This window comes from Cellulomonas sp. P22 (genome assembly GCF_044392165.1).
The window spans coordinates 453,604-465,859 of the sequence record NZ_JBISBW010000006.1; the positions used below are offsets into that span (position 1 = coordinate 453,604).

A 12,256-nucleotide genomic window follows, 5' to 3' on the forward strand; every position below is an offset into this window, starting at 1 on the left:
CGCACGGGTGCCCGGCCCGGTGAGCGGCGTGCAGCTGACGTCGCTGCTGCGTGCCGTGCAGGGTCGTACGGTGCCGGGACCGCCGCAGCCGGTGGTCCCGGCACCGCAGTCCGCGAGCTCCGGGCCGCGCGACGTCGGGACGCTCGTCGAGCGGGCCGTCGCGGCCGGTGCGCCCGCGGCGGTCGCCGCCCACCTCGCGGAGGCTGTCGCCGACCTCGACGAGCGCGAACGCGGGCAGGTCGTGGAGCCGCTGCGCCCCGCACCGGGCACCGACGTGCTGCGGTTCGGCACGGCCGCCGCACGCCAGGTCGACGAGACGGCGTGCGGCGCCGCGGTGCTCACCCTGCTCGCGGCCGAGGGCGACCCGACGGTCGCGCACTGGCTCGTCACCGGCCGGGACCTGGACGGCTACCGGTCGCCCCTGCTGCGCGACGTCGCCGACGCCCCGGGGGTCGCGGGGCGGCTCACAGCCCTGCAGCTCGCGCTCCACGTCCGCTCGACGCGGCGGGCCGTGCTGGGTGTCGCGCCGTGGCCCACCGCGCTCGGCACGCCGCCCTGGGGGGCCGCACGCACAGCGTGCTTCCCCGGGGTCCGCTACCGCGCGTTCTGGGTCGACGACACCCGCCCTGACGAGCTCGGGGCAGTGCTGGCCCTGGCCCGGCAGGCCCTCGGTCACGGGCTGCCCGTGCCGGTGTACACCGGCGGCGACACCTCGCGGGGCCTGGCCGCCGCGCTCCCGCGCCACGTCGTGCTGCTCACCGCGGCCGACGAGCGAGGGCTGCACGTGTACGAGCCCTCGGGTGCGCGCCTGCACGTGCTTCCGGACGCCGACCTGCTGGACCCTGGCGTCCCGCGGGCGGCGTACGGCCACTGGTCGCACGTGACAGCGGTCCTGCTGCCCCGTCCGGGCACCGAGCCCCGCTAGGAAGCCACCCCCCGGTGAGCGGCCCCCGGCGTGCGGCCCCCGACCGTTGGCAACGGGCCACCTCGCGGTCCACGATGGAAGGGCACGAGCTGTCCTCGACCCCCGGGAGGAACCATGAGCACCGTGCCCGGCAAGGGCTCCTGGCACGACGCGGGTCTGACGGAGCCGTCGCTGTCCGACGCGGTCGAGGTCGAGCCGCCGCCGTTCGACCCCGACGCTGAGGAGACCGACCCCGACGAGCTCGGCCCGGATGCCGAGGACGAGGCGGGCGTGGACGTCGCCGTCGTCGACACGGGGCACGGCGTGGTCGAGGAGTACCGGCCCGCGGACCCGCGGCCCGACCTGCGCGGAGAGGCCGACGAGGGTGACGTGACCGAGCAGACCCGGGTGGTGCCGGTCGACGACCGCGACGACTACCCCTGATCGGAGCACCCTCGGCGTCCCACTACGGTGGGGGGATGACCCTCCTCGCGCAGCAGGTGGCCGCGCTGCCCAAGGTGCTGCTGCACGACCACCTGGACGGCGGCCTCCGGCCCACGACGATCGTCGAGCTCGCGGCCGAGGTGGGTCACGAGCTCCCCACCACCGACCCGGAGGCCCTGGGCCGCTGGTTCGTCGAGGCGGCCGACTCGGGCTCGCTCGAGCGCTACCTCGAGACGTTCTCCCACACCGTGGCGGTCATGCAGACGCCGGAGGGGCTGCGCCGCGTCGCCCGTGAGTCGGCGCTCGACCTCGCGGCCGACGGCGTGGTCTACGCCGAGCAGCGGTACGCCCCCGAGCAGCACCAGCAGCGCGGGCTCAGCCTGCAGCAGGTCGTGGACGCGGTGCAGGCCGGCTTCGACGAGGGCGTCGCTCAGGCCGCCGCGGACGGCCGCTCGATCCGCATCGGGACGCTCCTGACGGCCATGCGGCACGCCGACCGCGGCGACGAGGTCGCGGCGCTCGCGCTCGCCAACCGCGACTCCGGCGTCGTCGGCTTCGACATCGCGGGTGCCGAGCAGGGCTTCCTGCCCTCGCGCCACGCCTCGGCCTTCGCGACCCTGCGGGCGGCGAGCTTCCCCGCGACCGTGCACGCCGGCGAAGGCGCGGGTCTCGAGTCGATCGCCGAGGCCGTGCAGGTGGCCGGTGCGCTGCGGCTCGGCCACGGCGTGCGGATCATGGACGACATCGAGGTGACGCCGGGGCCGGACGGCACCCCCGTCGTCCGCCTGGGCCGGCTCGCGCAGTGGGTGCTCGACCGGCAGGTGCCGCTCGAGATGTGCCCCTCCTCGAACCTCCAGACGGCCGCGGCGACGTCGGTCGCCACGCACCCGGTCACGCTGCTCAAGTCGCTCGGCTTCGCGGTGACGGTCAACACCGACAACCGCCTGCAGTCGGGCACGACGCTCACGCGCGAGCTCACGCTGCTGGGCGAGCAGGCCGGGTGGACCCTCGACGACGTGCGGGACGTGACCGTCACCGCCGCCGAGCACAGCTTTCTCGCGTACGCACAACGACGCGAGATGATCGACCGGGTGATCCTCCCGGCGTATTCGCAGGACGGCAGCGGGAGGCACCGCGCATGACCCAGAACTTCGACCCGGCGACGTTGGCACAGATCGTCGACCACACGCTCCTCAAGCCCGAGGCCACGACCGAGGACGTCGCAGCCCTCGTCGCCGAGGGCCAGCGGCTCGGCGTGTACTCCGTGTGCGTCTCGCCCTCGTTCCTCCCGCTCGACGCGGGTGACCTCAAGGTCGCCACGGTGTGCGGGTTCCCCTCGGGCAAGCACCACAGCGACGTCAAGGCCGCCGAGGCCGCACGCGCCGTCGCGGACGGCGCGGACGAGGTCGACATGGTGATCGACGTGGGTGCGGCCAAGAGCGGCGACTTCGCGGCCGTGCAGGCCGACATCGCGGCCGTACGGGCCGCCGCACCTGCGCCGACGGTGCTCAAGGTCATCATCGAGTCGGCCGCGCTGACCGACGACGAGATCGTCGCGGTCTGCCGGGCGGCCGAGGCGGCCGGTGCCGACTTCGTCAAGACGTCCACGGGCTTCCACCCGGCCGGCGGCGCGACGGTCCACGCGATCGAGGTCATGGCCGCGACCGTCGGCGGCCGGCTGGGCATCAAGGCCTCGGGCGGCATCCGCACGAGCGCCGACGCCCTGGCCCTCGTCGAGGCGGGTGCGACCCGTCTGGGCCTCTCCGGCACCGCCGCGGTCCTCGCCGGCCTGGAAGCCGACTCCACCTACTGACCCGCACCCCCAGCACTTCCGCAGAGAGAGCCTGCGCGTCGAGGCAGAGCCCTGCAGGGCTCTCCCTCGCGCCGCAGGCTCTCTCTCTGCGATCGGGGAGTGGGGCTACGTGAGGGTGGTGAGGAGGGAGTGGCGGATCTCGTCGAGGTGGGTGCGGGCGTGCCGCTTGGCGTCCATGATCTGGGCGTCGCTCGCGTGCTCGCCGACCTGGGCGACGACCTCGAGGTAGCACTTCACCTTGGGCTCGGTGCCCGACGGGCGCACGATCACGCGTGTGCCGTCCTCGGCCAGCAGCCGCAGCCCGACCGTCGGGGGCAGACCACCGCGCTCGGCGTCGGTCCCCGCCTCGAGGTCCACGACCTCGGTCACGGGTGAGCCGCCGAGCGTCGCGGGTGGGTTCTCCCGCAGCCGGCGCATCGTGGCCGGGATCTGCGCGAGGTCCGTGAACCGCACCGAGAGCTGGTCCGTCACGTACAGGCCGTGGTCGCGCGCCAGGTCGTCGAGCACCCGGAGCAGGGTGCGGCCCTGCGCCTTGAGCGTCGCGGCGAGCTGCGCCATCACGAGCGCGGCCGAGATGCCGTCCTTGTCGCGCACGTTCGCCGGGCTCACGCAGTAGCCGAGCGCCTCCTCGTAGCCGTACGACAGGCCGTCGACCCGGGCGATCCACTTGAAGCCCGTGAGCGTCTCCTCGTGGCGGGCACCGGCCGACTCGGCGATCCGGGAGAGGAGCCGCGAGGACACGATCGAGTTCGCGAACACGAGCTCGCTGCCGTCGGCAGAGCCCGCGACGAACGTGCCGGCCCCCTCGACCTTGCCCGCTGCGAGCACACCGAGCAGCGCACCGGTCTCGTCGCCGCGCAGCATCCGCCAGCCGTCCGCTCCCGCTGTCTCCGGGCCCCGGTAGGTGCGTGAGCCGGGGTCGTCGACCGCCACGGCGCAGCGGTCCGCGTCGGGGTCCAGGGCGATGACCAGGTCGGCCGACACGTCCAGCGCGAGGCCGAGCGCGTAGTCCATCGCGCCGGCCTCCTCGGGGTTGGGGAACGCGACGGTCGGGAAGTCGGGGTCCGGCTCGGCCTGCTCGGGCACGAGCCTGACGTCGCGGAAGCCCGCGGCCTCGAGCACGCGCTTCGCGACGGCCCCGCCCACGCCGTGCAGCGGGGTCAGGACGACCCGGAGCTGGCCCGCGCGCGTGCGGGCCAGCTCGCTCGGGTCGGCGAGCGTGAGCACCGCGGCGACGTAGTCGTCGAGCACGTCCGGACCCAGCACGGTCCAGCCGCTGTCCGCGCGGGGCACCGAGGCGACCGACGGCACGCGGGCGATCTCGGCGGCGATCATCGCGTCGGACGGCGGCACGATCTGCGCGCCCTGGCCGCCGCCGGTCACCACGCGGCCACCGAGGTAGACCTTGTAGCCGTTGTCCTGGGGCGGGTTGTGGCTCGCGGTGACCATGACGCCCGCGTCGGCGCCGAGGTGCCGCACCGCGAAGGCCAGCACGGGGGTGGGCAGCGGCGACGGGAGCACGAGCACCTCGATGCCCACGGCCGTCATGACCGCCGCTGTGTCCCGCGCGAAGTCGGCCGAGCGGTGTCGTGCGTCGTAGCCCACGACCACGCGCGGGGCAGGGCTGACGCCCTCGAGCTCGCCCAGCAGGTAGGCCGCGAGGCCGGCCGCGGCCTTGATGACCACGGCACGGTTCATGCGGTTCGGCCCGCCCGCGATCGCGCCGCGCAGACCCGCGGTGCCGAACTGCAGCGTGCCCGCGAAACGGTCCTCGAGCTCGGCGCGGGCAGCCCGCACGCCCGTGAGGAGCTGCTCCTGGGCGGGCGGCAGGTCGCCGCCCGGCACGCTCGCGGCATCGACGCTGTCGAGCGGTGTGCTCGCCTCGGCGAGGAGGCGGGTGAGGTCTGCTGCGGTGGTCGGGTCAGGATCGTCAGCGATCCAGGTCTTGATCCGCTCCTGCAGCTCGGGCCATGCGTCGTCGGCGGTAGCCATGTCGCTCAATCTACCGACGTGGTCGCTGCGACGTCGTCCAGGCACCGGACGATCGAGGCGAGGAGCGCGCTGATCCGGGGCCCGGCGGCCTGGCCGGCCTCGATGACCTCCTGGTGCGAGAGCGGCACGGGGCTGATGCCCGCGGCCAGGTTCGTCACGAGCGAGAGCCCGAGCACCTCCATGCCGGCCTGCCGGGCGGCGATGGCCTCGAGCGTGGTCGACATGCCGACGAGGTCGCCACCCATCCGCCCGGCCATCGTGACCTCGGCCGGGGTCTCGTAGTGCGGTCCGGGGAACTGCACGTACACGCCCTCGGCGAGGCTCGGGTCGACGGCGTGCGCGACGTCGCGCAGGCGCTGCGTGTACAGGTCGGTCAGGTCGATGAACGTCGCGCCCTCGAGCGGCGACGTGGCGGTCAGGTTGATGTGGTCGCGGATCAGCACGGGCGTGCCCGGGGCCCACGCGGTGTTCAGGCCGCCGCAACCGTTGGTCAGCACGATCGTGCGAGCACCGGCTGCTGCGGCGGTGCGGACGCCGTGCACGACGCGGCGCACGCCACGACCCTCGTACAGGTGAGTGCGTGAGCCGAGCACGAGCACGTGGCGGTCGGGGGCGCCGTCCTCGCCCCGGACGAGGATCGAGCGCGTGGTGCCGACGTGGCCCATCACGGCCGGGGCCGAGAAGCCGGGGATCTCGTGGCTCGGCAGCTCGGCGACCGTCTCGCCCAGCAGGTCGGCCGCGCCGCCCCAGCCGGATCCGAGCACGAGCGCCACGTCGTGGCGCTCGACGCCTGTCCTCTCGGCGAGGTACGCGGCGGCGAGGCGGGCGACGTCGAACGGGTCGGTCTGCGGGTCGTCGAGATCAGTCATGCCCCGAGGCTAGCGTCCGCGGACCAGGACCTCGTGCTCTCGTCACGAGCCGTGCGGGGAGGTATCGCGTGGTCAGAGCGGCACAATGGGGACGTGACTCCTTCCCAGGACCTGCAGGCCAGCCGCGTCGTCATCGTCGGAGGCGGCCCCGGAGGGTACGAGGCGGCGCTCGTGGCGCGGCGCTCGGGGGCCGACGTGACGGTGGTCGAGCGGACCGGAGCGGGAGGCGCGGCGGTGCTGACCGACGTCGTCCCGTCGAAGACGCTCATCGCGACCGCGGAGTGGATGACCATCGCGGACCGCGCACCCGACCTCGGCATCCGGCTCGACGTGCCCGGCGAGAGCATCCCGCCGGCCCCGCGCGGCCCGAGCGAGTCCGAGCGGCACCACGTGGACCTCGACGAGGTCAACGCCCGCGTGCGCGAGCTCGCGGCCGCGCAGTCCCAGGACATCCGGGCCCGCCTCGAGAGCGAGGGCGTGCGCCTGGTGCACGGCACGGGCCGGCTCGACGGGCCGCAGCGGGTGCTCGTCGACGCGACGGGCGGCGGGTCGCACGCGTTCGACGCCGACGTGGTCCTGGTCGCGACCGGGGCCACGCCCCGCGTGCTGCCCGAGGCCCGGCCCGACGGCGAGCGGATCCTCAGCTGGACCCAGCTCTACGACCTGAAGTCGCTGCCCGAGCGGCTGGTCGTGGTCGGCTCCGGGGTCACCGGGGCCGAGTTCGCCGGGGCGTACGTCTCGCTCGGGTCGGACGTCGTGCTCGTCTCGAGCCGCGACCGGGTGCTGCCCGGTGAGGACGCCGACGCCGCGGCGGTGATCGAGGAGGTGTTCCGCAGCCGGGGGATGACCCTGATGCCCCGCTCCCGCGCGCAGTCCGCGCGACGCACCGCCGACGGGGTCGTGGTGACCCTCGCCGACGGACGCACGGTCGAGGGCTCGCACGTGCTCATGGCCGTGGGGTCGGAGCCCAGCACCGCCGGGATCGGGCTCGAGGAGGCCGGCGTGCGGCTGAGCAGCTCGGGGCACATCGAGGTCGACAAGGTCTCCCGCACGTCGGTCCGCGGGGTCTACGCCGCGGGTGACGTCACCGGGGTGTACCCGCTCGCGTCGGTCGCCGCGATGCAGGGCCGGATCGCGATGTCCCACGCGCTCGGCGACGCGGTCGCGCCGCTCTCCCTGTCCCAGGTCGCGTCCAGCATCTTCACCGCCCCCGAGATCGCGAAGGTCGGGTACTCCGAGGAGCACCTGCGCTCGACGGGTTCGCGCTACCGGACGAGCATGCTGCCGCTCGCCCGGAACCCGCGCGCGAAGATGCTCGGCATCCGCGACGGGTTCGTGAAGCTGTTCGCGCACGAGGGCGGACGGGTGCTCGGCGGGATCGTGGTGGCCCCGCGGGCGAGCGAGCTCGTCTTCCCGATCACGCTCGCGGTGGCGCACCGGCTCACGGTGGACGAGGTCGCCAACGCGTTCACCGTGTACCCGTCGATCACCGGGTCGATCGGTGAGGTCGCGCGCATGCTGCACCACGTCGACGAGCGCTGACCGGCCCGCCCGGACCTGCGGCGCTCAGCGGGTCGGCACGAGCGTGACGACGACGGGCAGGTGGTCGGAGGACCCGACCCCGGTGACGACCTCGGCCTGTGTGAAGTCGACCCCTGCGCCGAGCACCCAGTCGATCCGCACCTGCGGGTCGTCGCTCGGGAACGTGAGGGCCTCGACGTCGCCCGCGGTGTCGACGGCGCTCGTCCAGCCGTCGTCCGTCATGAGCTCGAGCTCGGGCCAGCCGGGCTCGGCGTTGAGGTCGCCCGCGATCACCGCTGCGGCCCCGCCCGCGGGAGCGGCATCGAGCAGCACACCGAGCTGCTCGAGCCGGGTCGGGGTGTTCTCGTCGCGGTGCTGCAGGTGCACCGACGTGACGCGCACGGGCGTGCCGTCGGCGAGCGTGACGGTCGCGGTGACCGCCGAGCGGTGCTGCGGGCCGGCGCCGTAGGGCAGCGCGGTCACCACCTCGTCGGTCAGCGCGGAGCGCGACAGGATCGCGTTGCCCATCTGCGGGTCGGCGGCGGGCGCGTAGGCGAGGTCCATGCCCAGCCGGTGCGCGAGCCACGTGGCCATGTCGACCCCGCCGCCGAGCACCCATCCGCGTGAGACCTCCTGGAGCGTCACGACGTCGGGGTCGTGGGCCTCGATGGTCCGGGCCACGGTCTCGAGGTCGACGGCGGTCGCGGGCTCGACGCCGTAGTGCAGGTTCCAGTCGACCAGCACCAGCTGGTCGGCACGGGCCCGCTCGGGGGTGGCGCCCGCGGGGCTCGAGGGCCACCAGCCGACGACCGCGAGGATCACGGCTGGGATCACGAGCAGCCGCAGGGCGTTGGCCCGCAGGGGGTTCGCGCGCGCGGGCGTCGGCGCGGGCGCGTCGGGGACGGGGTCGGTGCCGGGCAGCGGGGGAGTGCGGCGGCGCAGCCCGGCGGCCGCGAGGGCCAGACCTGCGGCGACCAGCACGAACGCGTTGTCGATCCCGAGCGGCACGTCGTAGTCGACGAGGTACAGCGCGAGCGGGACGATCAGGCCGAGGCCGACGGCCGCACCGACCAGGCTCGTGCGCAGCCCGCCGCGGGCCGCGGCACGCCGGGAGCTGAGCGCGGTGGCCAGCACCACGGGCGCCGCGACCTCGAGGGCCGTGACCGCGACGAGCACACCCTCGCTGCTCGCGAAGAACACGGCGACGAGCGCGACGGGCACGGTCACGGCGGCGAGCACCCGGGTCTCGCGCGTCAGCCGCCGGGGGTCGAGCAGCATCCAGACCGTGACCGTCGACGCGCCGACCACGACCAGACCTGCGACGTCGAGCCGCGTGCCGGACTGCGCCGCCACGAACGCGGGGTTCGCCAGGACCATGACGACCAGCGCCAGGTACGGGCCCAGGGACCAGAGCCGGCGCGGGCGCACCTCGACGGCCTCGTGGCGCACCACGCGGGCCACCGCGACGGTGCCGGCGACGAGCGCGACGGTGAGGACCCAGCCCAGCGGTCCGTGCCTCCAGTACGCGTCCCACGTCCCGAGCACGAGCTGCAGGCCCGCGGAGAACCCGGTGCCGAGCACGAGGCCCACGGCCGCCTCCCGACCGCCGTTCGCCCGCCCCGCGACGAACGCGACAGCGAGCGTCAGCACGCCGACCGCCAGCGCCGCGGTGGCCATGCCGACGCCGAAGCGCGCACCGCCGTCGAGCGCCTGCACCGCGAGCCGAGCGACCCCGAGCGCGACGGTGCCGACCAGCAGCGTGCGGCCCGACGGGGTGCCCGGGGCCCAGCGTCGGGTCGCGAAGAGCACCGCGGCGACGACCAGGCCGGCAGCCGCGTAGACGCCGAGCGCCGTCACCCCGACCATGACGACGCTGATCGCGTACGCACGGTCGAGCAGCGGGCCGCTCGCGCGGACCGCCTCGAGGGTCAGCACCGAGAGCAGGGCGACGAGGACGACCCGGGTGGGCGTCCCCAGGTCGGGCGGGCTGGTGCGGTCGGTCGTCATCACGGCCGTCACGCTACCTCCCGGCGGCGGGGGCCCGGACCGTGCGTGCGTGCAGGTCAGGCGAGCAGCGTCTGGCCCACGTACGGGACGTCCTCGCCGGTGGGCGAGGTGCCGTCGGCGGTGAGCGTGCCGTCGGGGACGCCGGGCGGGACCGCGAACAGCCCCGATCCGGTGTGCCGCTGGTACTCGCTCAGCGCGTCGTCCCGCGCGAGCACGGTCTGCATCGGGATGTACTGCGTGCGCGGGTCACGCACGAAGGCGACGAAGAACAGCCCGGCGTCGAGGCGTCCGAGCGTGTCGTTGCCGTCGGTGAAGTTGTACCCGCGCCGCAGCATCCGCGCCCCGCCGTGCGAGGTGGGGTGGGCCAGCCGTACGTGGGAGTCGAGCGGGACCAGGGGAGCGTCGCCCCGGCCGACGAGCGCGAGGTCGGGTTCGGTGTGCTCGCTGCCGCCCGAGAGCGGGGCACCCTCGCCCTTGGTCCGGCCGATCACGGCCTCCTGCTCGCGCAGCGAGGTGCGGTCCCACGTCTCGATGGTCATCCGGATGCGGCGGGCCACGAGGTACGAGCCGCCGGTCATCCACGCGGTGGCCTCGTCGGGAGCGTCCTGCGGCTGGACCCAGACGTGCTCGGCGAGCGCGTCGGGCTCCTCGGCCTTGACGTTCGCGGTGCCGTCCTTGAAGCCGAACAGGTTGCGCGGCGTGGTCTGCGCTGTCGACGTCGACGACGTCCGCCCGTACCCCAGCTGGCTCCAGCGGATCGTCGCGGTGCCGAACGCGGCCCGGGACAGGTTGCGGATCGCGTGGACCGCCACCTGCGGGTCGTCCGCGCACGCCTGCACCACGAGGTCGCCGCCGCAGCGGGCGTCCTCGAGGACGTCCTGCGGGAAGTGCGGCAGCTCGACGAGCGCGGCGGGCAGCCGGTCCGCGAGGCCGAAGCGGTCGACGCCCGGGGTGCCGTCAGGTGCGGGGGTCCCCACGAACAGCGAGCGGCCGAAGCCGAACGTGATCGTGAGGCCCGCGGGGGGCAGACCGAACGCCTCGCCCGTGTCGTCGGGCGGGGCGTCGTACGGGCCCGACGCCGGGCCGTAGGGGCCCGCGTCGAGCCCCTGCGTGAGGCGGGCGGCCATCACGGTCCACGTGCGCAGCAGCGCGACGAGCTCGTCGCGCGACGTCGTCGTGAGGTCGAAGGCCGCGATGTGCATCCGGTCCTGGGCGGGGGTCACGATGCCGGCCTGGTGGGCGCCGGTGAAGGCGTACGTCCCGGCCGACGCCCCGGTGCCGGGGCTCGCGGTGGCCGGCGCTGTCGCCCGCCCCGCACCGGCGCCCGCGGCGGCCGCCGCCCCGAGCGCCGCCGCCCCGCCGAGGCCGAGCAGCGCGCGCCGGGACAGCGCCCGCCGGGACGGTGCTCGCTCGGACGGTGCGTGCTCGGACGGCGCGGGGGAGGGCGCACCGGTGCCGGTGGTGGCGGGGTCGACGGCGTCGGGCATGCGGATGGTCTCCTGGGTGTGCTCAGGCCGCCGAGGTGACAGTGGTGGTCAGCCGCGAGAGAGGCTCGCTCACCGCGTCGACCGCGGCGGCGAGCGCCTTGACGTCGGCGGGGCTGAGCTGGTCGTAGGGCGTGAAGCCGGCCTCGATCGAGCCCTGCGCCGCGAGCAGCGCCTGCAGCTCGTCGAACCGGGTCGTGAGCGTCGTGGCGAGCTCCGGGTCCTGGGCCTCGACGACGTCGCGCAGCACCTCGAACGCGACCCACGCACCGTCGACGTTGGCCTGGAAGTCCCACAGGTCGGTGTGCGACCAGATCTCCTCCTCGCCCGTGACCTTGCCGCTCGCGACCTCGTCGAGCAGCTCCTTGGCGCCGTTGGAGATCTGGAAGGCCTCGAACGTGAACTCGGGGTCGTTGACCGCGTCGACGAGCTGCTGGGTCCACGTCACGAGGTCGGCCGCCGCGGCGGCACGCTCGTCGGCCGTGAGCGGGGTGTACGCGACGCCGCCGTTCTGCTCGGGGGCGGGCTGCCACAGGTCCTTCTCGACGTGGTGCCAGCCGCTCCAGGTCGCGCCGTCCTCGAGGTCGGCCTCACGCAGGTCGAGCAGCGGGTCGAGGTCGCCGAACGACTCGGCGACGGGCTCGACGCGCTCCCAGTGCACGCGCACAGCGGCGTACAGGTCGCGGGCCGTCTCGTCGTCACCCGCCGTGTACGCGTCGGCGAACTCCTGGGTGCCCGCGACGAGCGTGCCGACCTGGTCCTTGACGTAGGCCACGTACGACGTCTCGGCCGCGGCGAGCTGGGCCGCGACGTCGCCGCTGGGGCGCACGTCGACGCCCGAGTCCGAGACGGTGAACGTCGACCGGATGCCCTCGCCGACCATGCCGGGCTTGCACGCCGTGAAGTAGGTGCCGGGGCGCAGCTGCACCACGAGGTCGCGGGTCAGGCCGGGACCGATGTTCTCGACCTCGGAGACCACCTGCAGGCCGTCCTCGCCCAGCAGGTAGAACTCGGTCACGTCGCTGCCCGAGTTGGTGACCGCGAACGAGAGCGTGCCCGAGGGGGCCTCGGTGGCCGAGAGCGTGCACGCGTCGCTCGACGAGTCGACCGTCAGCGCGCCGCCGCCCTCACCGGCGGCAGCGGTGTCGTTCGCGACGCAGCCCGCGGCGAGCGGCAGCACGAGCGCGGCGCAGGCCGCGGCGAGAAGGGTCGAACGGGACAT

The 12,256-nt window shown here is 74.7% G+C and carries 10 protein-coding genes; 5 read left to right on the forward strand and 5 right to left on the reverse strand.

Going from position 1 to position 12,256, the window contains the following annotated elements; all coding sequences use genetic code 11:
* Positions 1 to 19 precede the first annotated feature (19 nt).
* From ACGIF2_RS08685 to deoC, 4 genes are all read left to right on the forward strand, one after another.
* The gene (locus ACGIF2_RS08685) at positions 20 to 925 is read left to right on the forward strand and encodes a hypothetical protein (protein WP_396045554.1); all 906 of its coding nucleotides are present in this window, start codon (positions 20 to 22) and stop codon (positions 923 to 925) included.
* A 114-nt stretch (positions 926 to 1,039) separates the two neighbouring features.
* Positions 1,040 to 1,348 carry a hypothetical protein gene (locus tag ACGIF2_RS08690; protein WP_396045556.1) on the forward strand — a complete coding sequence of 103 codons (309 nt, stop codon included), beginning with the start codon at positions 1,040 to 1,042 and terminating at the stop codon, positions 1,346 to 1,348.
* A gap of 35 nt (positions 1,349 to 1,383) precedes the next feature.
* Entirely contained in the window at positions 1,384 to 2,490 is a 1,107-nt protein-coding gene (locus tag ACGIF2_RS08695; protein ID WP_396045558.1) for an adenosine deaminase, read from the forward strand.
* Complete coding sequence (deoC, locus tag ACGIF2_RS08700; RefSeq protein WP_396045560.1) at positions 2,487 to 3,161, forward strand: deoxyribose-phosphate aldolase; 675 nt, start codon at positions 2,487 to 2,489, stop codon at positions 3,159 to 3,161. Before ACGIF2_RS08695 ends, deoC begins: the two co-directional genes overlap by 4 nt.
* Positions 3,162 to 3,266: 105 nt before the next feature.
* Here deoC and ACGIF2_RS08705 read toward each other — a convergent pair whose 3' ends face one another.
* Both ACGIF2_RS08705 and ACGIF2_RS08710 read right to left on the reverse strand, forming a co-directional pair.
* Entirely contained in the window at positions 3,267 to 5,153 is a 1,887-nt protein-coding gene (locus ACGIF2_RS08705; protein ID WP_396045562.1) for a phospho-sugar mutase, read from the reverse strand.
* Positions 5,154 to 5,158: 5 nt separating this feature from the next.
* The gene (locus ACGIF2_RS08710) at positions 5,159 to 6,022 is read right to left on the reverse strand and encodes a purine-nucleoside phosphorylase (RefSeq protein WP_396045564.1); all 864 of its coding nucleotides are present in this window, start codon (positions 6,020 to 6,022) and stop codon (positions 5,159 to 5,161) included.
* 93 nt (positions 6,023 to 6,115) lie between these two features.
* Between ACGIF2_RS08710 and ACGIF2_RS08715 the strand changes: the two genes are divergently transcribed.
* Positions 6,116 to 7,564: an NAD(P)H-quinone dehydrogenase gene (locus tag ACGIF2_RS08715; protein WP_396045566.1), complete on the forward strand. Its 1,449-nt coding sequence runs from the start codon at positions 6,116 to 6,118 to the stop codon at positions 7,562 to 7,564.
* 24 nt (positions 7,565 to 7,588) lie between these two features.
* On the opposite strand, the gene ACGIF2_RS08720 is transcribed toward ACGIF2_RS08715, so the two are convergent.
* From ACGIF2_RS08720 to efeO, 3 genes are read right to left on the reverse strand one after another with little or no spacing between them, the layout of a single operon-like run.
* Complete coding sequence (locus ACGIF2_RS08720; RefSeq protein WP_396045720.1) at positions 7,589 to 9,550, reverse strand: endonuclease/exonuclease/phosphatase family protein; 1,962 nt, start codon at positions 9,548 to 9,550, stop codon at positions 7,589 to 7,591.
* Between the two features lie 56 nt (positions 9,551 to 9,606).
* Positions 9,607 to 11,037, reverse strand: coding sequence for an iron uptake transporter deferrochelatase/peroxidase subunit (efeB, locus tag ACGIF2_RS08725; protein ID WP_396045568.1), 1,431 nt, complete (start codon positions 11,035 to 11,037; stop codon positions 9,607 to 9,609).
* A gap of 22 nt (positions 11,038 to 11,059) precedes the next feature.
* Positions 11,060 to 12,256 (reverse strand): iron uptake system protein EfeO, encoded by a 1,197-nt coding sequence (gene efeO / locus ACGIF2_RS08730; RefSeq protein ID WP_396045570.1) that lies wholly within the window; start codon positions 12,254 to 12,256, stop codon positions 11,060 to 11,062.

Excerpts from the sequence above, each read along its gene's own strand:
- ACGIF2_RS08690 (WP_396045556.1), top strand. The coding sequence starts at position 1,040 with ATGAGCACCGTGCCCGGCAAGGGCTCCTGGCACGACGCGGGTCTGACG.
- ACGIF2_RS08695 (WP_396045558.1), top strand. The coding sequence starts at position 1,384 with ATGACCCTCCTCGCGCAGCAGGTGGCCGCGCTGCCCAAGGTGCTGCTG.
- deoC (WP_396045560.1), top strand. The coding sequence starts at position 2,487 with ATGACCCAGAACTTCGACCCGGCGACGTTGGCACAGATCGTCGACCAC.
- ACGIF2_RS08705 (WP_396045562.1), bottom strand. The coding sequence starts at position 5,153 with ATGGCTACCGCCGACGACGCATGGCCCGAGCTGCAGGAGCGGATCAAG.
- ACGIF2_RS08710 (WP_396045564.1), bottom strand. The coding sequence starts at position 6,022 with ATGACTGATCTCGACGACCCGCAGACCGACCCGTTCGACGTCGCCCGC.
- ACGIF2_RS08720 (WP_396045720.1), bottom strand. The coding sequence starts at position 9,550 with ATGACGACCGACCGCACCAGCCCGCCCGACCTGGGGACGCCCACCCGG.
- efeB (WP_396045568.1), bottom strand. The coding sequence starts at position 11,037 with ATGCCCGACGCCGTCGACCCCGCCACCACCGGCACCGGTGCGCCCTCC.
- efeO (WP_396045570.1), bottom strand. The coding sequence starts at position 12,256 with ATGTCCCGTTCGACCCTTCTCGCCGCGGCCTGCGCCGCGCTCGTGCTG.